We start from the raw sequence: 22,103 nt of genomic DNA on the forward strand, positions 1-22,103 counted from the left end.
AGATGTGTATAAGGGACAGGGCGGGGATTCTGGGCGTGCTCGCGGCGCTGGGCGCGGAGGCCGGGGAGCCGGCGAAGGACGGCGGCGGGCCTCCGAAGGTGGAGACGCCCCCCAGGGACAAGGGCTTCGCCGTCACGTCGGAGGACGGGAACTACAAGCTGGGGGTGGGCCTCCAGAGCGGCTACAAGCTGGAGCCCGTGTGGGACGACGGCCAGTCCAAGGCCCGCACGGCGTTCCCGTTCCTGCGTCCGCGCCTCTACGGCAACATGTTCCGGCCGTGGATCTCCTTCTGGACGTCGCTGGAGCTGGCGTCGCCAGGGGCGCCGTACCTGCTGGACTCGTTCGTGGACCTGCAGCCCTGGAAGGCCCTGGGGGTGAGGGCCGGTCAGTACTACACGCCCATCAGCCGGCACGAATCCTGGGGGCCGCAGCAGATCCTCTTTCCGGAGTTCGCCGCGGTGGCGAACTACTTCTGGACCGGCCGCGACAAGGGCATCACGTTGATGGGGACCACGAAGACGCTGGAGTACTACGCGGGCATCTTCGGCGGCTCGCCCCTGCGCTCCATCACGTCCGACCCCGGCCGGTGGGTGTCCAACGTGCGGCTCACGGTGAGCCCCATGGGCCCCATGGGCTACGGCGAGCTGCCCTACATCATGTCGGATGACAAGGGCTCGCCCTTCCGCGTGTCCTTCACGGTGCAGGGCGCGGGCGGCAAGGTGGAGCGGCGCGACGAGAACTTCAACGTGGAGACGGGCGGGTTCGACGTCACCGACGAGGGCCTGCGCAAGTTCGTCACCGGCGGTGTGGACTTCATGCTCCAGGCCCAGCGCTTCACCTTCTACGCGGAGGGCTGGCTGGAGCGCACCCAGCCGGAGGACCCCGCGGGGCCGAACTACACCAGCGTGGGGGCGTGGGGACAGGCGGACTGGGTCTTCTACAAGAAGGTGCTGGACGCGGGGGTGCGGCTGTCCTGGCTGAACGCAAGCCTGGACCTGCCCAATGACACGCTCTACATCGTGGAGGGGCAGCTCGCGTGGTTCGTGGACGCGCCGTTCCTGGCCTTCAAGCTGCGCTACGAGTTCTCGCATCAGGATGCTCCGGACCCCGCGCAGCAGGGAGCGGTGCAGTTGGCCCGCCAACCGGGCTCGTCCAACCTGGTGACGCTCCAACTCAACCTGGCGTTCTGACCGCGGCCCCGTCCGCCTCGGGAGCAGGGCATTTCCCAGGTCCCTGGCTCCGCGCGCCGCTTCGCGCTAGGGAGGGAGTCATGTCCTCCGCCCTCCAGACCCGTCCCCGGAGTGAGCTTGCCTCCGGGCGCTTCGGCCAGACCCACTACATGCTCCGCCGGAAGTTCTTCAAGATCTTCGGCGGCGCGTTCCACATCTACGACGCGGCGGGTAACGTCGCCTTCTACTCGAAGATGAAGGCCTTCAAGCTGAAGGAGGACCTGCGCGTCTACAGCGGCGAGGACATGCAGGAGGAGCTCATCACCATCCAGGCCCGCGGCATCCTGGACTTCGGCGCCACCTACGACGTCACCGACGCGGCGACCGGAGAGCGCGTGGGCGCGCTGCGCCGCAAGGCCCTGAGCTCCATCCTGCGAGACACCTGGCTCATCCTGGACGCGGACGGGCAGGAGGTGGGCAAGGTGGAGGAGGACAGCATGCTGCTGGCGCTCGTGCGGCGCTTCCTCACCAACCTCATCCCGCAGACCTTCACCGGGACCCTGAGCGGCGAGCAGGTGTTCAGCTTCAAGCAGCACTTCAACCCGTTCATCCAGAAGATCGACCTGGACTTCTCCGTGGACACGCAGCGCCGGCTGGACCGGCGTCTGGGCATCGCCGCCGCGGTGCTCCTGTGCGCGATTGAAGGCCGTCAGTCCGGCGGGTGAAGACGCCGCGTCGCGCATTCCCTGCGCCAGCGGTCTTCAGCGCACGCTGGCCCAGTACGGCTTGAGCGCCTCACGGCTCGTGGCCAGCGCCGCCCTCGCGTCCGCGTTCACGTTGCCGGGCGCGAAGCTGTCATCGCGCCCCGCGAGCACCTCGATGCACGCGTGCACGGAGTTCGACAGCCCCTCCAGCGAATAGCCCCCCTCCAGCACCAGCGCCAGCTTGCCGCCGGAGACCTCCTCCGCCAGCTTGCGCACGGCGGTGCACATCGCCGCGAAGCCGCGCTCGGTGATGTCCATGCCGCCAATCGGATCCGCGCGGTGCGGGTCGAACCCCGCGGACACCAGCACCAGGTCCGGCCGGTACGCCTGCGCCACCGGGAGCAGCAGCTCCTCGAAGATCATCCCGTAGTCCGCGTCCGTGTTGCCGCCCGGCAGGCCGCAGTTGACCGTGAAGCCCTCGCCCTCTCCGCGCCCCACCTCCGGCGCCGCGCCGCTGCCCGGGTAGTAGGGGAACTGGTGCACCGACTGGTAGAGCACGTCCCTGCGCCCCCAGAACGCCGCCTGCGTGCCGTTGCCGTGGTGCACGTCCCAATCCAGCACCAGCACGCGCTCGGCTCCCAGCCGCCGCCCTGCCTCCGCCGCGATGGCGACGTTGTTGTAGAGGCAGAAGCCCATCGCCCGGTCCGGCTCCGCGTGGTGGCCGGGCGGACGCACCAGCGCGAACGCGTTGCTCGCCGTTCCCGCCATCACCGCCTCCACGGCCTGCACCGCCGCGCCCGCCGCCAACCTTGCCGCGTCGATGCTGTCCGGCGACACCGCCGTGTCCTCGTCGATGCGCTCGAAGCGGCCGCCCAGCTTCTCCATCGCGTCCAGGTGCGCCGGGGTGTGCACCGCGAGGAGCTCCGCGTCCGTGGCGGAGCGGGGATGGGTCATCACCGTGCCCGCGATGGGGTTGCGCGCCAGCATCTGGAGGATGCGCCGCAAGCGGGCGGGCGACTCGGGGTGGCCCTCGCCGGCGTCGTGCTGGAGGAAGAGCGGATCGGTGAGCAGCAGCGTCGCGGTCATCCCCTGGACCTTACGCATCCTGCTCCCGGGAACCCAGCGTCCGTCCCTGGCAGGCGGGGAAGTCCGTTCCTTGCCCTGGACGGGCCACCCTCCCTACAGTGCGCGGGCCTTGCCACGTCGCCTCAAGAAACCCGGTCTCCGGGGCATCCTCCTGGGTTCGTTCGGCCTCGCGCTGGCCGTCATCCTGGGGACGCTCTACTTCGTCGTTCCCCGCCAGGTGGGCAACCACCTGAGGGAGCGCCTGGCGCTGCACGCCCATAACAAGGCCAAGGAGGTCATTGCCCTGGTCGACAGGCAGTCGGGCACCCAGCCGGTGCCCAACCTGGAAGGGCTCTACCGCCTGGATGACGACTTCAGCGTCGTGGCGGTGCTGGACGCCCAGGGCGTGCCCCGCGCCACCTTCCCCTCGCCGCCGCCCGCCTGGTTCACGAAGGGACTGGAGGACCGCCTCCAGCTGCGCCCCCTGCCGCCGCTGGAGCAGCTGTCCTTTGAGAACGACGCCTGGGCGGTCTCCGACCCGTTGACGCTCGCGGGCGGCGTGCCCGGCGAAGTCGTGGTGGTGGTGGATGGGGCCCGGCTGGAGGGAGTGCTCACCGCCCTGCGCCACACGGTGCTGCTGGCCTTCCTCGTGGGCCTGGTGCTCTTCCTCCTGGTGGCGTTCCTCATCTCGCGCGCGTTCATCCTCCACCCGCTGGACGCGATGATGTCCATGGCGCGCAAGCTGGCGGAGGCGGACCTCACCGGCCGCGCGGAGGTGCGCAACAACAGGGACGAGCTGGGCCAGCTGGCGGAGGCCCTCAACCGCATGGCCCAGTCCTGGCGCGACACGCTGGGCCGCGTGCGCGGCGTGTCCGACGTGGTGGCCGGCGTCATCGAGCAGATCCACCGCACCGGCACTACCGTGTCCTCCGGCGCGGGCACCGTGCAGTCGCGCGTGGAGGAGACGTCCTCCTCCATGGTGGAGATGATGGCCAGCTTGCGCGGCATCGCGGAGAACGTGGAGGTCCTCTACCAGAGCGCGGAGGAGAGCAGCTCCTCCATCATGGAGATGGCCGCCACCAACGACGAGGTGGCGGAGAACGTCCAGGCCATGGCCGCCAGCGTGGAGGAGACCACCAGCGCCATCGAGCAGATGACGTACTCCATCAAGGAGGTGGCCAAGAACATCGAGGACCTCTCCGCGTCCACGGAGGACACCTCCTCCGCCATCAGTGAGATGGACGCCGCCATCGGTCAGGTCGACGCCAACGCCAACGAGACGGCCCGCCTGTCCGAGCAGGTCTTCGAGGACGCGCAGACGGGCGTGGAGGCCCTGCGCAAGACGCTCTCCGGCATCGACCGCATCAAGGACACCAGCCGCACCGCCGCGGGCGTCATCGACAGCCTGGGCCGGCGCATCAGCGAGATTGGCAACATCCTCAACGTCATCGACGACGTGGCGGAGCAGACGAACCTGCTGGCCCTCAACGCCGCCATCATCGCCGCGCAGGCGGGAGAGCACGGCAAGGGCTTCGCGGTGGTGGCGGAGGAGATCAAGGACCTGGCCGAGCGCACCGGCGCGTCCACCAAGGAGATCGCCGAGCTCATCCGCGGCGTGCAGGAGGAGAGCCGCAACGCCGTGGTGGTGATGAACCAGGGCGTCAAGAGCGTGGAGGAGGGCGTGCAGCTGGGCCGCGAGGCGGAAGGCGCCCTCCGGAAGATCAACGACAGCACCCAGAAGTCCACGCAGATGGTGAAGGCCATTGCCCGCGCCACGGTGGAGCAGGCGCGCGGCAGCAAGCAGGTGACGGCCGCCATCCACCGCATCTCCGCCACCGTGTCGATGATCTCCCAGGCCTCCAACGAGCAGGCCCGGGGCGGCGAGCAGATCATGAAGAGCGCGGAGCGGATGAAGACGCTCACCCAGCACGTGCAGCGCTCCAGCCAGGAGCAGGCGCACGGCAGCAAGCAGATCACCCGCTCCATCGAGAGCATCAACGAGATGGTCACCCACCTGAACCGCGCCCAGAAGGAGCAGACCAAGGGCAGCGAGCAGGTGCTCAAGGCCGTGGAGACCATCAAGGGCGTGTCCGAGCACCAGACGCGCTCGGTGCGCCAGCTGGAAGAGGCCATCGACAACCTCACGCGCCAGGCCGAAATCCTCCGCGCCGAGGTGCGCCGCTTCCGCGTCTGACGCACCAGCCGTTCCCCGCTGAAGGCCTCCATGCCCGAGTCGTCCGAGTCCGCCACCCCCCGTTCCGTCTCCGAGCGCGCCGTGGTGCTGCTCATCGGCGCGGTGCAGTTCGTCAACATCCTCGACTTCGTGATGGTGATGCCGCTGGGCCCGGACTTCGCGAAGGGGCTGGGCATCGAGTCCTCGCACATCGGGACCATTGGCGGCAGCTACACCGCCGCCGCGAGCGTGGCGGGGCTCCTGGGCGGCTACTTCCTGGACCGCTTCGACCGGCGCAAGGCGCTGGCCGTGTGCATGCTGGGGCTCGTCGCGGCCACCGCGGCGGGGGGACTCGCGGTGGGGCTGTCCACGCTGCTCCTGGCGCGGGTGTGCGCGGGGCTCTTCGGAGGACCGGCGACGGCGCTGTCCCTGTCCATCATCGCGGACCTCATCCCGGTGGAGCGCCGGGGCCGGGCGCTGGGCGCGGTGATGGCGGCCTTCTCCGTGGCCTCCGTATTGGGCGTGCCCCTGGCCCTGAAGGTCGCGGAGCTGGGCAACTGGCGGACGCCCTTCTTCGTGGTGGCGGCGCTGGGGCTGGTGCTGGTGCTGGCCGCGCTGTGGCTCTTGCCTCCCGTGCGCGGGCACCTCAATCCCGGCGGCAGCGCGGCCCGTGCCCCGGGCGTGGCGGAGCTTCTGGGCAACACCGACGTGCAGCTGTCCTACCTGATGACGGCGCTGGTGATGATGAGCGGCTTCATCGTCATCCCCAACATCTCCGCCTACCTCCAGCAGAACCTGGGCTACCCGCGCGAGAACCTGTGGATCCTCTACGCCGCGGGCGGCATCGTGAGCTTCTTCACGCTGCGGCTGACGGGGCCGCTGGTGGACCGCTTCGGCTCCTTCCGCGTCGGCACGGTGGGCGTGGTGCTGGCGGCCCTCACCACGTACGTGGGCTTCGTCCACTACCCCGCGTGGCTGCCCATCCCCGTGCTGTTCATGGTCTTCATGCTGGCCATGGGCGTGCGCAACGTGGCGTACAACACGCTCACCTCGCGCGTGTCGGACAACCCGGTGCGCGCCCGCTTCATGTCGCTGCAGTCCGCCACCCAGCACATGGCCTCCGCGCTGGGGGCCTTCCTGTCGGCGCGCCTGCTGGTGGACCTGCCGGACGGGACGCTCGGCGGCATGGACACCATCGCCTGGGTGTCCATCGGGCTGGCGGTGGGGGTGCCCGTCATGTTGCGGGTGGTGGAGGGGCGGGTCCGCTCGCGTGAACAGGCCCGGGCCCTGGCGGTGCCCCCGGCGCAGGGGATGGCCGCGCCGCTCTCACCGGAGGCCCACTCCCACGGCTGATGGGGCAATGTGCCCCAGGGGGAGCATGGGAGCGGGGCGGGGAGCCCGGCCGCCCGCCTCCCGGACACGAGGCCAGACGGACGCTGGACGGTCGCTGACGGTTGCGCGGGCCGCCTGTGGGCGCGATAACCCCGGGACGTTCCCTCCAAGGGGATGACAACCACCCATGTTCAACATCGGCGCAGGCGAAATGGTGTTCATCCTGGTGGCCGCGCTGATCGTGCTCGGCCCCCAGCGGCTGCCTGAGCTGGCGCGGGCCATCGGCAAGTTCATGCGCGAGTTCCGCCGGCAGACGGACGACGTGCGCAACGTGGTGGAGCGCGAGTTCTACGCCATGGACGAGGACTTCAACCGCATGCCCCCGACGCGCCCGGGCACGCGCGTGCCGTCCCCGCCGCCGGAGCTCGCCCCGTCCTCCATCCCGGGCGCCGCCCCCGCCAACGTGCTCGCCGAGCCCGCCCCCGAGCTCGCCGCGACGGTGGACCCCGCCAGCGTGCCCGTGCCCGCCGAGGCCGCCGGGGCCGTGGACGCTGCTCCCGCCGCGGACCCGCAGGCCGCGGCGCAGCCGGGTGCGGCGCCGGCGCAGGACGAGAACGGCCTTCCGCAACTCGCCCCCATCCCGGGCACGGTGGCGCGTAACGCGCCGAAACGGAGCTGAGCCCTGAATCGCCAAGGGGTTGACCTGTCGGATTTCCGGATGAGCCTGGCGGAGCACCTCACGGAGCTGCGCACGCGGCTCGTGAAGTGTTCGCTCGCGGTGCTCGTGCTGGGCGCCGTGTCGCTCATCTTCGCCAAGCCCATCTTCGGCGTGTTGATGCGGCCGGTGCTGGACGCGCTGCCCCCGGAAGGGCGCTCGCTCGTCTACACATCCGGCATCGAAGAAATCAACGTGCTGATGAAGGTGGGCGTGTACTGCGGCATCTTCCTCACCACGCCCGTCATCCTCTGGCAGATCTGGGGCTTCGTGGCGCCGGGGCTCTACCCGGAGGAGCGCAAGTACGCGTCGCCCTTCGTGGTGCTGGGCTCCGTCGCGTTCATCGTGGGCGCGCTGTTCTGCTACTTCCTGGTGCTGCCCTCCATGTTCAAGTTCCTCCTCAACGAGGAGGAGACGCTCGCCCTGGAGCAGCGCCTGGACACCGCGCGCATGGGCGGCGAGGACGCGCTGCGCTTCCTGCGCATTGGAGAAGTGGAGCGCGCCGGCCACGTGGCCAAGGAGACCAGCGCCGCGCTGACGGCCGCCGGTGAAGGCCAGGTGAAGGACCCGGAGGTGGCGTCCGCGAAGAGCGTGGAGCTCACCGCGCGCCTCAAGGGCCTGGGCGACCTGCTGGACGCTGCGGCGGACGGGCTGGGGGTCCCCGCGCGCGGCGTGCTGCGCCAGGCGGTGGAGAAGCGCGTGGAGGCGGTGACGGCCTTCGGCAAGCAGGACTACGTCGCGTCGGAGGCCGCCATGGACCAGGCGGCCAGCCTGCTCGCGGGCGTGGCGCCCACGCGCGCCGAGGAGATGTCCGGCCTGTGGCGGCTGCAGAAGGAGCTGGCCCGGGGGCACGCCGAAGCGGAGGCCGCGCGCTGGACGCGGCCCATGCTGACCATGAACGAGCAGCTGTCGCTGGTGCTGCTGCTCATCCTCGCCTTCGGCGTCATCTTCGAGCTGCCGCTGGTGATGGCGCTGTTGGGCATCGTCGGGGTGGTGCAGTCGAGCTTCCTCATCCGCTACCAGCGCCACGCGTTCGTGGTGTGCCTCATCGCGGCGGCGATCCTGACGCCCACGGGTGACGTGGTGAACCTGTCGCTCATGGCCGGCCCCATGCTGCTCTGCTACGAGCTGGGCGTGCTGGCGGTGTGGCTCATCGAGAAGCGCCGTGCGAAGGCGGAAGCCTCCACGGACATCACCCCGGCGGCGTAGACTCCCGCGCGCATGAAGAGCCCTGCCGCGCGCCTGATGATGGACCTGCGGTACCTGCGCGCGCTGTCGCGGAGGTTCCGCAGCACGTTGCTGCTCGCGGCGGTCATCTTCGGGGTGGGGCCGGCCTTGTACCACTGGCGCTACGTGGGGCCGGACGGGGGCCGCATCTCCTACGGAGAGGCGCTGCACCACGTCTACTTCCTGCTCTTCGGCCAGCCGTCGCTGCCCTACGTGGCCGACTGGTTCGTGGAGTCGCTCAACATCCTCATCCCGCCGGTCAGCATCGCGCTGGTGGTGGATGGCGTGGTGCGCTTCGCGTACCTCTTCTTCGCGCGGCACAAGAACGACAAGGAGTGGGTCTCCGTGGTGTCCGAAACGATGAAGGGCCACGTCGTGGTGTGCGGCGCGGGACGCGTGGGCTACCGCGTGGTGACGCAGCTGCGGGAGATGGGCAAGGACGTCGTCGTGGTGGAGAAGCGCGAGGACGCGACGTTCGTGTCCGCGCTGCGCGACGAGAACATCCCGCTGCTCATCGACGACACGCGCAGCCCGCTGTGCCTGCCGCGCACGCACGTGAAGAAGGCGTCCGCCATCGTCTGCGCCACGGACGACGACCTGGCGAACCTGAACATCGCGCTGGACGCGCGGCGGCTGAACCCCGGCATCCGCGTGGTCATCCGCCTGTTCGACGACGACCTGGGTGCGAAGGTGCGCGACACGTTCAAGGCGGAGGCCCTGTCCAGCTCCTCGCTGGCCGCGCCCGCCATGGCGCTGGCGGCGTTGGATCCACGGCTCGTCCACTCGTTCCGCATCGGCAAGCACCTGATGGTGGTGTCGCTGTTCGTGGTGCGCGAAGGGCTGCCGGGGATGAACATCTCCCAGGTGCGCGACCGCTTCGGTGGGCTGGCCCTGTCGCTCATCCGGGGCGAAGAGGAGACGCTGCACCCGAACGGCGACGTGGTCCTCCAGGTGGGGGACCAGATCACCGTCCAGGCGTCCTATCCGGAGTACTGCACCCTGCGCGCCTTCACCGGTGAGGCGGACGCGCCGGCGTACGCGGACCACGACAACTTCCTCATGCCGGGCTACCGCCCCACGGGGTGAGCTCAGCACCCAGTATCCAGGGGCGTCCATGCCGACAGGTCGGACTTCGGATGGCAGCTATCAGGCAGGGGTGCGGCGCTCCTTCGCGGTGGGCTCGGAGATGGCCTGGGCCGCGTGGGGCGAGGCGTCGGGGCTGGTCCGGTGGGTGGGGGCCTGCGCCCAGGCGCTGACGGAGGGCGAGCAGGTCGCGCTCGCGGATGGGACGCGCATCACGGTGGTGCGTCAGGTCCCGCCCAAGCAGCTGCGCCTGCGTTTGGAGCGTGACGACTGGCCCCGTGCGCGCACCGTGCAGCTTCGCGTGTTGCCGTCGGTGCATGGCGTCACCGTGGCGCTGCACGCGGAAGGGCTGCCGGACGCGGATGCGCGTGAGAAGACGCTGGCGCGCTGGACGCGTGCACTGGAGAGCTGGAATGCGTTCTCCGGACGGACCGTGGAGGTGACCCGCGAAGGGCACGAAGAAGACCGCGGCCACGAAGCAGCCCCGGGCCGTGAAGAAGGCCGCGCCGGTGAAGAAGAAGGCTCCGGCCGCGAAGAAGGCCCGGCGCACGAAGTAGGGCGCAGCGCGGCTGGTGACCGCTGTTCGCGAGCGGTGACTCCAGTCACCAGGGACGAGGCCCGGTCCGTTCCACCGCGCCTCGCGCGTTTCCAAGGACATCAAGCACTTGGCCTCGAGCAGGTGTCAGCCCATGGGTTGGCATGTCCCCTGCTGTAGGTGCTCCTCGTCAGACGTACTCAAGCTCTCGAGGAAATCCCCATGGTCCCCGCCCCCGGTTCCGCCCGCCTCGCTTCCTTCCGCATCCCCTCGCAGGACCTCGCCGCCGTGTCCGGTGGTCGCGTGCAGGGCGCCCACTGCCCGAAGCCGGGCGCGGGCTCGGTGTCCTCGTTCCAGCAGGACGGCTTCAGCGCGGGCCCCGCGAAGGGCGCGCAGTGGAAGCAGTTCGCGGAGGGGCTCGAGGACGTGGCGAAGCAGCTGCAGCAGCTCGTCCAGCTGCTCCAGACCCAGATGGGCGGCGCCGCTGCCTCCGCGGGCAGCGCGGGTGGCGCCCAGGCTCCGTCGTGCGTGTCCGCTGCGTCCAGCAAGGGCGGTGCGCCTGGCGCGGGTGACTCGTTCCAGGCCGGCTCCGCTCAGTCGGCTGGCGCCGCGGGTGACATCCCGAAGGGCGAGGTGGGCGATTGGATCAAGCAGGCCATGGACATCCTCAAGGCCAACGGCGTCCCGGTGGACAAGATGAACCCGCAAGACATCGCGAAGATCATCCAGCACAAGTCCAGCGGGAACCCGAACGCCATCAACCTCTGGGACCAGAACGCCAAGGATGGCCACCCCTCCATCGGCCTGATGCAGACCATCCAGCCGACGTTCGACGCGTTCAAGCTCCCGGGTCACGACAACATCCGCAACCCGGTGGACAACATCATCGCCGCCGTGCGCTACGCGGTGGACCGCTACGGCTCCGTGTCCAACACGCCGGGCATCCAGGCGATGAACAGCGGCAGCGGCTACGTCGGCTACTGAGCCGGCCGCCGAGCCCGGGCTCAGCGCCCCCGCAGGTTCTGGGCGATCTTCAGGATGTCCGCGAGGACGCCCGCCGCCGTGACAGGGCCGCCTGCCCCCGCGCCCTGGACCAGCAGCGGGTAGTCCGCGTAGCGCTCCGTGGAGAAGGCCACGAACGCCTCCGAGCCGCGCAGCCGCGTCGCGGGATGCTCCTTCGGCACCGCCACCGGCCCCACCCGCAGCACCGGCCCGTCCTTCGCCGCCGGGTCGATGCGCGCCAGGTAGCGCAGCATCTTGCCCTCCGCGCGCAGTCCCTCGATGCGCGAGGTGAACGTCCGGTCCAGCTTCTCCAGCCCCGCGAGGAAGCGCTCCACGTCCGCCTCCTCCAGGTACTCGCGCGGCACGAACGGCTCCACCTCCACGTCCTCCAGCGACAGGTCCAGGCCCTGCTCACGCGCGAGGATGAGCGCCTTGCGCGCGGCGTCCGTGCCCGCCAGGTCCTCGCGCGGGTGCGGCTCCGTGAAGCCCTTCTCGCGCGCGGTGCGCACCGCCTTCGACAGCGGCACGCCGTCCATCAACTGCTGGCTCAAGTAGCCGAGCGTCCCGGAGAACGAACCCTCCACGCCGTGCACCCGGTCTCCCGTGCGCACCAGGTCCTTCAGCGTCTGGATGACCGGCAGCCCCGCGCCCACCGTCGTCTCGTAGTGGTACGCGCGGTGGTTCAGGTGCGCGGTGCTCCGCAGCCGCTCCCAGACCTCGAGCGGCTGGGTCAGCGGCTTCTTGTTCGCCGCCACCACGTGGATGCCGCTGCGGAACGCTTCCAGGTACAGCTCCTCCATGCCCTCCGCCGCCGTGCAGTCCACCAGCACCGGCACGGGCAACCGGCGCAGCGGCTCCAGCAGCGCGCGCACCACGGGCGGTGACGCGCCCTCGGGCACGGATTGGATGCGCTCGCGCCACTGCTTCAGCGGGATGCCCTCCGGCGAGAAGAGCACTCGCCGGCTGTCCGCGAGCCCCACCAGATTGAGCTGGATGCCGTGCCCCTGCGCGAGCGTCTCCTGCAACGTGCGCAGCTGCTCCAGCAGCTGGCTGCCCACCACGCCATGGCCCAGCACCAGCAGGCTCACCTCTTCATGCGCGAAGTGGAAGGCCGCGTGCACCGTGCGCACCGTCAGCGCCGTCTCCGCTCCATCCACGATGAACGAGATGGAGCGAGCGCTCGCCGTCTGCGCGATGGCGCGCACGTTGACGCCCAGCGCGCCCAGCGGTTGGAACAGCCGTCCCGCCACGTTGGCGCCCTGGCCCATGGCCTCCGCCACCAGCGCCACCTGCGTCACCGGCGCGCGCACCTGCGGCGGCTGCAATGCGCCTCGCTCCAGCTCTGGCGCCAGCTCCCGCCGCAGCACCTCCTCCGCGCGGGCCGCGTGCGCCTGTCGCAGCACCACCGCCACCGAGCGCCCCGGCGACGACTGCGCCGCCATCCACGCGTCGATGCCCGCGGCCTCCAGCGCCTGCAACGCGCGAGGCCCCACCGGCCGCGCCGCCTCCTCCGTGCCGCCCTCCAGGCCCAGCAGCGCCAGGTCCTCCAGGGACACCACGCACGTGGGCACGGTGCCGTTACCCGCGCCGCGCACGTCGATGAGCGTTCCGGGCTCGTCGGGCTGTTGCAGGTGGCGCACGCGCAGCGGGATGTCCGCGTCACGCAGCGTGGACAGCGCGCGCGGGTGCAGCGTGGGCAGGCCCAGGTACACCAGCTCCAGCGCCTCCGTGTAGCTCAGGTGCGGCACCGGCCGCGCATCCGCCACGTGCAGCGGATCCGCCGTCATCACCCCGGGCACGTCCGTCCACAGCGTCAGCGGCGTGCCCAGCAGCACGGACAGCACCGCCGCCGTCTCGTCCGCGCCCTCCACGCCCAGCGTCGTGGAGCGGCCATCCTGCGCCGTCCCCCGGCCACCCGCGTGCAACGTCAGCCGCCCCTCCCACGAAGGCCGCAGCGTGGCCACCCGGGCGCGGGTGTGCTCGCGGTTCACGCGCGCCTGTCCGGGCTCACCCTCCGTCACCGTCCAGTCCGCCGCGTCCACCTCCAGCGACGGCACGCCGCGCGCACCCAGCAGCTTCGCCAGCAGCGCCGCCGTCAACCGCTCGCCGGTGCCGCGCACCACGTCCTCCAGCGCGGGCCGCCGCTCGCGCACCAGGCTCGCGCCATCCAGCGCGCGGCGCGCGGGCTCCAGCAGCGATGCCAGCGTGCGCGAGCCGTCCGCCTCCACCGACGTGGAGCCCGGGGGCGCGCCCAGCCGGCGCTCGGCCTCCTCCAGCATCAACAGGCCCCGCGCGAGCAGGCCGTCCAGCTCCTGCCGGGCCAGCGTGGAGTTGCCCTTCAACGCGATGGACAGCGCGGACTCCAGCCCCGCGGCGAGCCAGGGCGGGGAGGACACGATGGCGGCGCGCGTGCTGCCCGCGTCGCGGCGCGACAGGTGCGTGGCCACGGACGCGAGTCCCTGGGCCGTGTCGAGCAGGAACGGAGCGTAACGGGTGATGCTCACAGGGGCGGTCATGAGGTCTTCCGGGCGCGGACGCCGGCAGTGGAGGAAAGGCGGGCGTCACGGCCCACGCCCGGAGGCAGGGCCAGCGCGCGGACCAGCAGGGGCGCGAGCGCGTCCCATTCGATGAGGAAGCCGTCGTGGCCGTGCACGCTGCACAGGGCCGCGTACTCGGCATGCAGTCCCTGCGCGCGCAGGCGGCGGGACAGGTTCTTCATGTGCTCGGGCGGAAAGAGCGCGTCCCGGTCGATGCCGACGGTGAGCGTGCTCGCGCGGATGCGGTCCACGCCGGGCCCGCCGTTCGGCGTGGGCACGCGCGTGAGGTCGTGATGGTCCATGGCGCCCAGCAGCGCCAGGTAGGCCCGCGCGTCGAAGCGCGCCTCCAGCTTCGCGCCCTGGTGCTCCAGGTAGCTCTCCACCGGGTACAACGCGCGTGACGACCAGGCCTGCGGACGCGGCTGGAGCGCCTCCAGTCCGGCCTCCGCGCGATAGGTGAGCGTCGCCAGCTGTCGCGCCAGCTCCAGGCCTCGCCGGGGGGATTCGGGGTACTCGGGGTCCAGCAGGACGGCCTGCCGGGCCACGTGGTTCCAGCCCACCACCCACGCGGACGCGGCCTCCGCCGTCGCGATGGGCGCCATGCGCTGGAAGCGCTCCGGTGCGAGCGCCGCCAGGCACAACACCACCATGCCGCCCAGCGAACCCCCGGTGACGAGCGCCACCTCGTCCACGCCCAGCGCGTCCAGCGCCGCGAGGATGGAGCGCGCCTGGTCCCACGGCGTGAGGGTCGCGGGCAGGCTGCGCTCATCCAGGCGCAGGTCGCCCTTGGGCAGCACCGGCGCCGGGCCGAAGCGCGTGTCGTCGGTGCGCAGAGGGAAGCCTTCGTCCGCGGGGCCGGAGGTGCCGTAGCAGGAGCCCAGGTTGTTGAAGCACAAGAGCCGCATGCGCGAAGGGTCCAGCGGCCGGCCATGCCCGATGACGGGCGCCCACCAGCCGCCTTCTCCTCCGGCGTTCATGTCCCCGGTGAGCGCGTGCACCAGCAGCACGGTGGGCACCGGATCCGGCGTGCGGCGGAGGCCGATGCGGCGCGCGTCGCGCAGCTCGGAAGCTGCGTCGCGCAGCTCGGAGGCGCTCCTCCGCACCACGCGCAGCCGGCCTTCGCGCGTCGCTTCCTTCGAATGCACGTGCGCACGGGACTGCAACCACGCGAGGTCCTCCGGGGGCCCCCACCACCAGCCGCGCACGAGGTGGGGCGCCACGCGGGCGCCGGCCTCCAGCGGCAGGTCCGGCAGCGACAAATCGAAGATGCGCGGGGTCTCCGCGCGTGGGGGGACTTCCTGGCCAGGCCTCACGGGTCGCATGGCGTCAGACCGCGTTCAGGGCCTGATCCAGATCGGCCACGATGTCGTCCAGGTGCTCAATGCCCACGGACAGGCGCACCAGGTCGTCGGTGACGCCCGTGCTGGCGCGCTCCGCCGGAGTGAGCTGTTCGTGCGTGGTGGACGCGGGGTGGATGATGAGCGAGCGCGTGTCGCCGATGTTCGCGAGCAGGCTCCACAGCTTCACGCCGTCAATCACCTTGCGCCCGGCGGACAGGCCGCCCTTCACGCCGAAGGTGACGAGCCCGCCGAAGCCGCCGTGCAGGTACTTCTTCGCGTTGAGGAACGAGGGGTCGTCCTCCAGGCCCGGGTAGCGCACCCACTCCACCTTCTTGTGCTGCTTGAGCCACCTGGCCACCGCGAGCGCGTTCTGCGAGTGGCGCTCCAGCCGCAGCCGCAGCGTCTCCAGTCCCAGGATGAACGCGTGCGCGTTGAAGGGGCTGAGCGCGGGGCCGATGTCGCGCAGGCCCTCCAGGCGGGCCTTGAGGATGAAGGCCGCGGGCCCGAAGGCCTCGCGCAGGCGCAGGCCGTGGTAGCCGGGGTTGGGCTCGGTCAGCTCCGGGAACCTGCCGTTCTCCCAGGGGAAGTTGCCGCCGTCCACGATGACGCCGCCAATGGAGGTGCCGTGGCCGCCGATGTACTTCGTCGCGCTGTGCAGCACGATGTGCGCGCCGTGGCGCAGCGGGTTGAAGAGGGCGGGGGACAGCGCGGTGTTGTCCACGAAGAGGGGCAGGCCCGCTTCGCGCGCCACGGCGCCAATGGCGTCGAAGTCCGGCACGTCCAGGCGCGGGTTGCCCAGGGACTCCAGGTAGAGCGCCTTCGTCTTCGGGCCAATGGCCTGACGGAACGCGTCCGGGTTGCTCGCGTCCACGAACTTCGTGGTGATGCCCAGGCGCGCGAGCGTCACCTTGAAGAGGTTGTACGTGCCGCCGTAGAGGCTGGCGCCGGAGACGATTTCATCCCCCGTCTTGAGGATGTTGAGGATGCCCAGCGTCTGCGCGGCTTGTCCGGACGCGACCGCGAGCGCGCCCACGCCGCCTTCGAGCGCGGCGATGCGCTTCTCGAAGACGTCCGTCGTGGGGTTCGTGATGCGCGTGTAGATGTTGCCGAACTCCTTGAGGCCGAAGAGCGCGGCGGCGTGGTCCGCGTCGCGGAAGCGGTAGCTGGTCGTCTGGTAGATGGGCACCGCGCGAGCGCCCGTGGTGGGGTCGGGCGAATAGCCGGCGTGCAGCGCGAGCGTGTCGGGGTGCAGCGGGCGTTCGTTGTTGGGCGTGCTCATGGCAAGGGACTCCTGTTCGCGTCGCTCCGGAAGGAACGCGCGTGCGTGAAGGCGGACGGGTGGTGGGGACGTCAGGGCACTGCGGGCGGCGGGGAGGGCTTCAGGACTCGGTGGGCGCTGCGACGCTCTTCGGCAGGGGTGCGAGAGCGGAGGCCCGGAACGACGAAGCCCACCGACCCTCGCGGGTGGGTGGGCTCCGGTTGGCTCGCCAGGGGCAGGCTGTGCGTCAGCCGGCCGCGGCGGGCTTGGGCCCACCCGGAACAGGCATCGAACACATGCACATGGCGGAGGTGACGAACATTCTGCGAGAAGAAGTAGACGCGATGTCGCGAGCTGTCAAGCCACCCTCCAGAACATCGCCACACGTGTCGCGGACCCGTGACACCGACTCACCGCGTATTCCCAGAATGATGTCCTTCCGCCCTGTCCTCCTGTTGGCCTGTCTGTTCCTCGCCGCGTGCTCCAAGCCCGCGCCGCCCACGTCCGTGAATCTTCGAAAGAGCTTCCGCACGCAGCTGAAGGTGGAGCCCGCGCAGCGCGCTCCCGCGCCCACGCCGCCGAAGGAACTCTTCGAGTTGGTGCGTTATCTCGCGCCGCTGGGCAGCAACGCGGCCTACGTCACGCCCGTGCGCGAGGGCGCGAAGCGGCCGGCGGTGGTGTGGATCCACGGCGGCTTCAACTGGGGGCTCGACGACTTCGCCTGGGCGCCTTCACCGCGGAGCAATGATCAGAGCGCGCGGGCCTTCCGTGAGGCCGGGCTGGTGTTGATGCTGCCCTCGCTGCGCGGGTCGGACGACAACCCGGGGGCGAGTGAGTATTTCCTGGGCGAGGTGGATGACGTGGTCGCCGCCATCGACTTCGTGGCGAAGCGTCCGGACGTGGACCCCGCGCGCATCTACGTCGCGGGGCACAGCACGGGCGGCACGATGGCGTTGATGGCGGCGGTGCTGTCACCGCGTCTGAAGGGCGCCTACGCATTCGGCCCGGTGGCAGACGTCTCCGGCTATGGCCACTATGTCCCGCTGTTGGGGCAGGCCCGGGGACCGGAGCTGTGGATGCGCAACCCGGTGAGCTACGTGGAGCACCTGCGCGTGCCCACGCAGGTCATCGAGGGCTCGGACCAGGGCAACATGGGCGCCTTCGAAGAGCTGCGCGTGGCGGCGAAAAGCGCACCGCTGTCATTCCTCGCGGTACCTGGGGCCACGCACTTCAGCGTGCTCGCGCCCGTGACGGAGCTGCTGGCGAAGCGGCTCATGGAAGCGAAAGCGGACGCGCCCACGGTGCGACTCACGGACGCGGAGGTCCGCGAGGTTGTCGCCGCTGAGCAGGAGTAGTCCGCGTCAGCGCACGCGAGCGTTCGCGGAGTAGGGCGGCAGGGGGCCCAGGAAGCCGGGCTGGGCCTTCAGGCAGCTTCCGCCGGTACGTGGTTACCCGCCGCACAGCGGCTGTAAGTCATTGTCATCCCCATCCGGCCGGTCCTTCAGTCCCAGCCCGGATGGCTGAATCCTCTCACTCCCGCGCAGGGAGGGGACATGACGATTCAGTTCGGGTTCATCGACCAGGGTGATGGCGCCAACCTGCGGACGCTCCCCGCGGAGCTGAAGGGCTCCACCTGTCTGACTCCGGCGCCCCTGCCTCCGGGCACGCGGGTGAGCGTCATCCGGGACCATGCCCAGGCACCTGGCTGGTCCTACGTCTCCACCGTGGTGGGGGGATACCTGCTGCAAGGCTATGTGCAGACCTTGCGCATCACGACTCAGCTGCCGGAGCCCGCGGCGACGCTCTATCCGGTCCGTCCAGGGGACCGCCTGGAGCCCATCGCCGCGCGCATCTACCGGCAGGCCATCCAGCCCGGGCGGGACCTGCGCTTCTACGAGAACGTCATTCATCACGTGAACGTGAAGAGTGGCCGCAAGGGGGTCCAGCGCATCGACGGTGACGTGCGGCTGGTCGCGGGCGAGCGCATCTGGCTGGTGAGCATTGCCTTCGCCAACCAGCTCCAGGGAATCGTGTTGAGCGGCTCCATCACCCACGAGGCGATGGCCCAGGCGCGCAAGGCTGCCCGGCATCTGGAGGACGTCCTCACTTCCGTGAGGCAGGCGGACCGGTACTTCGCAGAGGTCACCGGTCAGTACGGCAAGGCCATCCTGGACAACTGGCTGGAGATTTCGGCGATGGTGGTGGGCTTCATCGCCGCGGAGGCGCTGTCCACCTTCCTCGCGGCGACGCCCACCGGCGTAGGACAGCTCGCTGCGGCGCTCATCCAGCTGGGCCTGGCGGCGTTCGGAGCCCATGGCCTCATCGAGGCCGGAGGAGAGGCCCTGAAGCACGCGCAGCTGTGGCTCACCCAGGCCTGGGAGGCCAATGGCTCACCAGAGAAGCTGAAGGAGGCCAGCAAGTCCTTCCTCCGGATGCTGGTGAGCATCGCGATGGCGGCGCTGGCGCTGATAGGTGTGAAGACCAACGCGGGACGTGGGCTCAAGCTGATGACGTCCGTGAGGATTACCCCACCCCGCATCTACATGATGGCGGCGGCGGGCCCCGGCGGTGCCTACGCGGGCGTCCCCGTGTTCCAGCCGGGCTCCATCACCGCCGCTCCGTCTGTCTCGCTGCCCTTCAATCCCTGGGGCTCCGGCGCACCGTTGCTGTCAAAGGCCGTCGAGGAGGGCGGGACGTCCAAGCCGGACTCCGAGCCCACCCTGACCGAGCGCACGCTCAGCGACGCCGAGTTGGAGAAGCTGCTGGAGAAGCTCCCCAACTGGGAGAAGCTCAAGGACTTCGTCGGACGACGCATCCCGCAGGAGGGAACGCCGGAGTTCAACGCGTTCAAGCGGGAGCTCCAGGCGGCGGGCTACCGCCTGGAGAAGTTGAGTTCGGACTCCCAGCCGTATCGGCTGCGCCGTCCGGACGGGAAGGCCCTGGGCGACGAGTATGGGGCGCTCACAGTGACCGAAGAGGGATTGGTGGTGCTCAAGGCCGGCAAGGGCACGTCCCGCCTGAGTGTCTTCACCCGCTACCGGAAGAACTACCTGGACTGGGTGGAGAAGACCCAGGGCCCGGCGGCGCGGGCAGCGGCGGAGGTCCGGATCTCCGCGGGGCATCCCATGCACCACCTCGTCCCCGACGTGGTTGCCCAGACCCACCCGCTGATCCGCATGGCCATGGAGAGGATCAAGGGCTACACGATTGACCGGGGCTCGAACATCCTCGACATGCACTCCGGGATCAACGTGGAGGGCCAGCTCATCCACTCGGGCAGCCACCCACGCTACAGCACATTCGTGGAGACCCGGCTTGAGGCTGCCTCGAATATGCTGCGCACGAAGGGACCGTCCTCCAGTTGGACGCCGCAGGCCATCGAGGACGCGATCCTCAAGGTCGAGAACGAGCTTCGCCAGGCCATTCAATCAGGGAGCCTGAAGGAGCCGGTCATCAAGGTGATCCAAGAGGAACGCGGCGGTAGGGTGCTCACGGGTAAGAAGCTGGCCTTGCTGGAGCTGTCCTCCCCCGAGGAGTCACATACCGTATGATGTATGCATTGACGGCTGACACCTCCCACATCGAGGAGGAAGGTGTCCATGACGCCAAGCTCATTGAGTTCGAAGGTTTTGAGGACGTGTCGTTCTTCGATCCTGGCATCGACTATCAGCGCCAGCAGGACGTGCCCAGGGTCTTCGAGTTCGTCGGCAACCTGGAGAGCGCCGCCCGGCTCGACCACCTGTTCACCGCGCCCATGGGATGGTTGCTGATCTCCCGACGCATGGTGCGTGTGCTCGAAGCGGTGGGCCCGTTCCCCCATCGCCTCATTCCCACGGTCATCTACTCGGAACGCATCGAGCACCTCGTGCGCAAAGGGTACCCGCGGAAGCGAACCTGGTATTCGGTGACGGACCCAGCGCTGAAGAACGAGGACTTCGTCATCCTCCAGTTGCTGGAGCGGACCGATTGTCTCGACCGGGAGCGCACCCTCGTGAAGGGCGTGCCCTTCGACCAATGCGGCGAAGAGTTCCTGGGTCAGGAGGAAGCCGAGCCGCTCGTGCTCCGCCCTCCGCCAGGAGGTTTCCCGCCCGTGTTCTCCGTCCCCGAGTTGGTCTTTTACTGCTACACCGAGGAAGCGCGGCAGGCGTGTGAGCAGGCGGGGCTGAAGGGCCTGTGGTGGCGCCCACAACCGTGAGCACTGGGCAAGGCCGTGGCCGCTGAGTAGGAGTAATCCGCGTCAGCGCACGCGCGCGTTCGCGGAGTAGGGCGGCAGGGGGCCCAGGAATCCGGGCTGGGCCTTCACGCGCTCCAGCCACGCACGCACGGACGGGTAGGGCGCCGGGTCCACGCCCGCCTCCGGTGCCAGGTGCACGTACGCGTAGAGGCAGACGTCCGCGACGGTGTAGCGGTCCTCCACCAGGAACGGGTGCCGGCCCTGGTGACGCTCCATCGCGGCCAATGCGCGCTCACCGTTCTGCACGCGGTTGCGGAGGACGTCGGACTCCGGCGGCTGCCGACCCGTGAGCAACCAGAAGCGCGCGGTGCCGAGGTTCGGCTCCACCGCGTTCTGTTCGAAGAACATCCACTGGTGCACCTGCGCGCGAGCGAAGCGGTCCTCGGGCAAGAAGCGCGTGCCCTCCGCCAGGAACAACAGGATGGCGTTGGACTCCGCGAGGAAGCGCCCCGGCTCCGGCTCCAGCACGGGGATGCGGCCGTCCGGGTTCTTCGCGTGGAAGTCCGCCGTGTGGCTCTCCCCCGCGAAGATGTCCACCGGCACCAGCTCGTACGCGAGCCCCAGCTGCTTCAGCAGCGTGCGGACCTTGTAGCCATTCGCGGAAGGCAGATAGTCGTAGAGGCGCATCCAGGCTCCGGAAAGAGGATGCGCGCGACGCTACGGACTTCACTTCCCCCGCGCACTCCGCTCCTTGCGATGGAATCACCGCGAGAAGCGGAGCAGGGGACCGCGGTTACTGCGCGGTGGCCTCGTTCCACACTTCCGAGACGCGGCCCACCTGGTCGAACGCGCAGTGCTGCGCGCCCGGGATGACCTTGTCGTTCACCGGGAACCCGAGCCCGCCGAGGTACGCCTCCGCCGCCTGGATGTCCTGGAGGAGGTAATCCTGGTCGCCGTAGGTGAAGTAGAACTTCGTGCCGCCGCGCAGCGCCGCGTTGGTCGCGTCCCAGTCCATCTGGCCCGACCACGGCTTCTCACCGCCGCAGCTCAGCGCGTAGATGCCCGGGTAGCGGTCGCCGTAACGAGGCAGGAAGCTGGACGTCAGCTGGATGGAGCCGCCCGAAGAGCCGCCGAAGAGGATGGGCCCGTCCTGGATGTTCCAGCCCTTGCGCAGGGCCTCGATGAGCGACACCAGCTCCGCCGCGTTCTTTCCCTCCAGGTCGCGCTCCGACAGCGGTGCACCGTCCGGCGAGCAGGTCGTGTACTCCGGCCTCACCCACCACGCGCACTTGTTGGGCGCCAGCGCCGTCACGTAGAGCGTGTTGTGCCCGTACGTCCAACCGCCGTGCGTGAACAGCGAGCGCGGGTTGTTGCCGTTGTACACGGACGCGCCATCGCCATGCAGGTAGATGGCCAGCCGCATGGGCTCGGGCACGATGCCCTGCTTCGGCTCGATGTACTTCACCTCCGTCGCGCCCACCTGCGCCACGCAGTACGTCAGCGTGCCCGCATCCGTGTTCACCGTGCCCGTCCGGCTGCACCCGAGCTTCCCGGAGCCGCCCGAACTGCCCGGGCCCGCGTCCGTCCCCGCGTCCACATCCGTTCCGGCGTCCGTGCCCGCGTCGACGTCGGTGCCGGCATCGGTGGTGGGGTTCGTGCCGGAGTCCGGAATGACTTCGCCAGGGTCGTCGGAGCACGCGGACAGACCCAGGGCGAGGACGGCGGCGAGGACGACACGGGACATGGTGACTCGAAGGAGGGGAGGCGAGGCCTCTGTTCATAGCCAGTA

At 70.0% G+C, this 22,103-nt stretch carries 18 protein-coding genes; 12 read left to right on the forward strand and 6 right to left on the reverse strand.

Annotated elements, in window-relative coordinates; all coding sequences use genetic code 11:
• On the forward strand, positions 1 to 1,190 hold a 1,190-nt coding region (locus D7V80_RS19660; RefSeq protein WP_233585518.1), incomplete at its 5' end, for an OprO/OprP family phosphate-selective porin.
• A gap of 80 nt (positions 1,191 to 1,270) precedes the next feature.
• Positions 1,271 to 1,894, forward strand: a complete 624-nt coding sequence (locus D7V80_RS19665) for a hypothetical protein (RefSeq protein WP_120589609.1) — start codon at positions 1,271 to 1,273, stop codon at positions 1,892 to 1,894.
• A gap of 36 nt (positions 1,895 to 1,930) precedes the next feature.
• Here the strand turns inward: D7V80_RS19665 and D7V80_RS19670 are convergent, their stop codons facing one another.
• Positions 1,931 to 2,977 (reverse strand): histone deacetylase, encoded by a 1,047-nt coding sequence (locus D7V80_RS19670; RefSeq protein WP_120589610.1) that lies wholly within the window; start codon positions 2,975 to 2,977, stop codon positions 1,931 to 1,933.
• A 91-nt stretch (positions 2,978 to 3,068) separates the two neighbouring features.
• On the opposite strand from D7V80_RS19670, the gene D7V80_RS19675 reads away from it, so the two are divergent.
• The 7 genes from D7V80_RS19675 (at position 3,069) to D7V80_RS19705 (ending at position 10,987) form a co-directional block, all read left to right on the forward strand.
• Complete coding sequence (locus tag D7V80_RS19675) at positions 3,069 to 5,132, forward strand: methyl-accepting chemotaxis protein (protein ID WP_120589611.1); 2,064 nt, start codon at positions 3,069 to 3,071, stop codon at positions 5,130 to 5,132.
• Positions 5,133 to 5,162: 30 nt separating this feature from the next.
• Positions 5,163 to 6,464 (forward strand): MFS transporter, encoded by a 1,302-nt coding sequence (locus D7V80_RS19680; RefSeq protein WP_120589612.1) that lies wholly within the window; start codon positions 5,163 to 5,165, stop codon positions 6,462 to 6,464.
• A 166-nt stretch (positions 6,465 to 6,630) separates the two neighbouring features.
• A complete protein-coding gene (tatB, locus tag D7V80_RS19685) occupies positions 6,631 to 7,122 on the forward strand; it encodes a Sec-independent protein translocase protein TatB (RefSeq protein WP_120589613.1) in 492 nt (163 codons plus the stop codon).
• A gap of 39 nt (positions 7,123 to 7,161) precedes the next feature.
• Complete coding sequence (locus tag D7V80_RS19690; RefSeq protein ID WP_120589614.1) at positions 7,162 to 8,367, forward strand: twin-arginine translocase subunit TatC; 1,206 nt, start codon at positions 7,162 to 7,164, stop codon at positions 8,365 to 8,367.
• Positions 8,368 to 8,379: 12 nt separating this feature from the next.
• The gene (locus D7V80_RS19695) at positions 8,380 to 9,471 is read left to right on the forward strand and encodes a TrkA family potassium uptake protein (protein WP_120589615.1); all 1,092 of its coding nucleotides are present in this window, start codon (positions 8,380 to 8,382) and stop codon (positions 9,469 to 9,471) included.
• Positions 9,472 to 9,499: 28 nt separating this feature from the next.
• A complete protein-coding gene (locus tag D7V80_RS19700; RefSeq protein ID WP_147447146.1) occupies positions 9,500 to 10,183 on the forward strand; it encodes an SRPBCC domain-containing protein in 684 nt (227 codons plus the stop codon).
• Positions 10,184 to 10,225: 42 nt separating this feature from the next.
• Complete coding sequence (locus D7V80_RS19705; protein WP_120589617.1) at positions 10,226 to 10,987, forward strand: transglycosylase SLT domain-containing protein; 762 nt, start codon at positions 10,226 to 10,228, stop codon at positions 10,985 to 10,987.
• A 20-nt stretch (positions 10,988 to 11,007) separates the two neighbouring features.
• Here the strand turns inward: D7V80_RS19705 and D7V80_RS19710 are convergent, their stop codons facing one another.
• The 3 genes from D7V80_RS19710 to D7V80_RS19720 are packed head-to-tail and all read right to left on the reverse strand — an operon-like array spanning position 11,008 to position 16,161.
• Positions 11,008 to 13,521, reverse strand: coding sequence for a bifunctional aspartate kinase/homoserine dehydrogenase I (locus D7V80_RS19710; protein WP_120589618.1), 2,514 nt, complete (start codon positions 13,519 to 13,521; stop codon positions 11,008 to 11,010).
• A complete protein-coding gene (locus D7V80_RS19715) occupies positions 13,518 to 14,864 on the reverse strand; it encodes an alpha/beta fold hydrolase (RefSeq protein WP_120589619.1) in 1,347 nt (448 codons plus the stop codon). Before D7V80_RS19715 ends, D7V80_RS19710 begins: the two co-directional genes overlap by 4 nt.
• Before the next feature lie 4 nt (positions 14,865 to 14,868).
• Entirely contained in the window at positions 14,869 to 16,161 is a 1,293-nt protein-coding gene (locus D7V80_RS19720; RefSeq protein ID WP_120589620.1) for an O-acetylhomoserine aminocarboxypropyltransferase/cysteine synthase family protein, read from the reverse strand.
• A gap of 407 nt (positions 16,162 to 16,568) precedes the next feature.
• On the opposite strand from D7V80_RS19720, the gene D7V80_RS19725 reads away from it, so the two are divergent.
• The 3 genes from D7V80_RS19725 to D7V80_RS42295 all read left to right on the forward strand — a co-directional run bounded on the left by D7V80_RS19725 (position 16,569) and on the right by D7V80_RS42295 (position 20,335).
• Positions 16,569 to 17,495: a S9 family peptidase gene (locus D7V80_RS19725; protein WP_158616669.1), complete on the forward strand. Its 927-nt coding sequence runs from the start codon at positions 16,569 to 16,571 to the stop codon at positions 17,493 to 17,495.
• Between the two features lie 198 nt (positions 17,496 to 17,693).
• The gene (locus tag D7V80_RS42290; RefSeq protein ID WP_199738758.1) at positions 17,694 to 19,691 is read left to right on the forward strand and encodes an AHH domain-containing protein; all 1,998 of its coding nucleotides are present in this window, start codon (positions 17,694 to 17,696) and stop codon (positions 19,689 to 19,691) included.
• Positions 19,691 to 20,335 (forward strand): hypothetical protein, encoded by a 645-nt coding sequence (locus D7V80_RS42295; protein ID WP_233585524.1) that lies wholly within the window; start codon positions 19,691 to 19,693, stop codon positions 20,333 to 20,335. The genes D7V80_RS42290 and D7V80_RS42295 overlap by 1 nt, the downstream gene beginning before the upstream one ends.
• A 42-nt stretch (positions 20,336 to 20,377) precedes the next feature.
• On the opposite strand, the gene D7V80_RS19750 is transcribed toward D7V80_RS42295, so the two are convergent.
• Together D7V80_RS19750 and D7V80_RS19755 are read right to left on the reverse strand one after the other, a co-directional pair.
• Positions 20,378 to 21,001 carry a glutathione S-transferase family protein gene (locus D7V80_RS19750; protein WP_120589622.1) on the reverse strand — a complete coding sequence of 208 codons (624 nt, stop codon included), beginning with the start codon at positions 20,999 to 21,001 and terminating at the stop codon, positions 20,378 to 20,380.
• 106 nt (positions 21,002 to 21,107) lie between these two features.
• The gene (locus D7V80_RS19755; protein ID WP_120589623.1) at positions 21,108 to 22,058 is read right to left on the reverse strand and encodes an alpha/beta hydrolase; all 951 of its coding nucleotides are present in this window, start codon (positions 22,056 to 22,058) and stop codon (positions 21,108 to 21,110) included.
• Between the last annotated feature and the right edge of the window lie 45 nt (positions 22,059 to 22,103).

Source organism: Corallococcus sp. CA054B (assembly GCF_003611625.1).
In the GTDB taxonomy this organism is placed as follows: domain Bacteria; phylum Myxococcota; class Myxococcia; order Myxococcales; family Myxococcaceae; genus Corallococcus; species Corallococcus coralloides.

Coding starts and splice junctions, on each gene's coding strand:
- D7V80_RS19665 (WP_120589609.1), top strand. CDS start 1,271: ATGTCCTCCGCCCTCCAGACCCGTCCCCGGAGTGAGCTTGCCTCCGGG.
- D7V80_RS19670 (WP_120589610.1), bottom strand. CDS start 2,977: ATGCGTAAGGTCCAGGGGATGACCGCGACGCTGCTGCTCACCGATCCG.
- D7V80_RS19680 (WP_120589612.1), top strand. CDS start 5,163: ATGCCCGAGTCGTCCGAGTCCGCCACCCCCCGTTCCGTCTCCGAGCGC.
- tatB (WP_120589613.1), top strand. CDS start 6,631: ATGTTCAACATCGGCGCAGGCGAAATGGTGTTCATCCTGGTGGCCGCG.
- D7V80_RS19690 (WP_120589614.1), top strand. CDS start 7,162: ATGAGCCTGGCGGAGCACCTCACGGAGCTGCGCACGCGGCTCGTGAAG.
- D7V80_RS19695 (WP_120589615.1), top strand. CDS start 8,380: ATGAAGAGCCCTGCCGCGCGCCTGATGATGGACCTGCGGTACCTGCGC.
- D7V80_RS19700 (WP_147447146.1), top strand. CDS start 9,500: ATGCCGACAGGTCGGACTTCGGATGGCAGCTATCAGGCAGGGGTGCGG.
- D7V80_RS19705 (WP_120589617.1), top strand. CDS start 10,226: ATGGTCCCCGCCCCCGGTTCCGCCCGCCTCGCTTCCTTCCGCATCCCC.
- D7V80_RS19710 (WP_120589618.1), bottom strand. CDS start 13,521: ATGACCGCCCCTGTGAGCATCACCCGTTACGCTCCGTTCCTGCTCGAC.
- D7V80_RS19715 (WP_120589619.1), bottom strand. CDS start 14,864: ATGCGACCCGTGAGGCCTGGCCAGGAAGTCCCCCCACGCGCGGAGACC.
- D7V80_RS19720 (WP_120589620.1), bottom strand. CDS start 16,161: ATGAGCACGCCCAACAACGAACGCCCGCTGCACCCCGACACGCTCGCG.
- D7V80_RS19725 (WP_158616669.1), top strand. CDS start 16,569: ATGATGTCCTTCCGCCCTGTCCTCCTGTTGGCCTGTCTGTTCCTCGCC.
- D7V80_RS42290 (WP_199738758.1), top strand. CDS start 17,694: ATGACGATTCAGTTCGGGTTCATCGACCAGGGTGATGGCGCCAACCTG.
- D7V80_RS42295 (WP_233585524.1), top strand. CDS start 19,691: ATGTATGCATTGACGGCTGACACCTCCCACATCGAGGAGGAAGGTGTC.
- D7V80_RS19750 (WP_120589622.1), bottom strand. CDS start 21,001: ATGCGCCTCTACGACTATCTGCCTTCCGCGAATGGCTACAAGGTCCGC.
- D7V80_RS19755 (WP_120589623.1), bottom strand. CDS start 22,058: ATGTCCCGTGTCGTCCTCGCCGCCGTCCTCGCCCTGGGTCTGTCCGCG.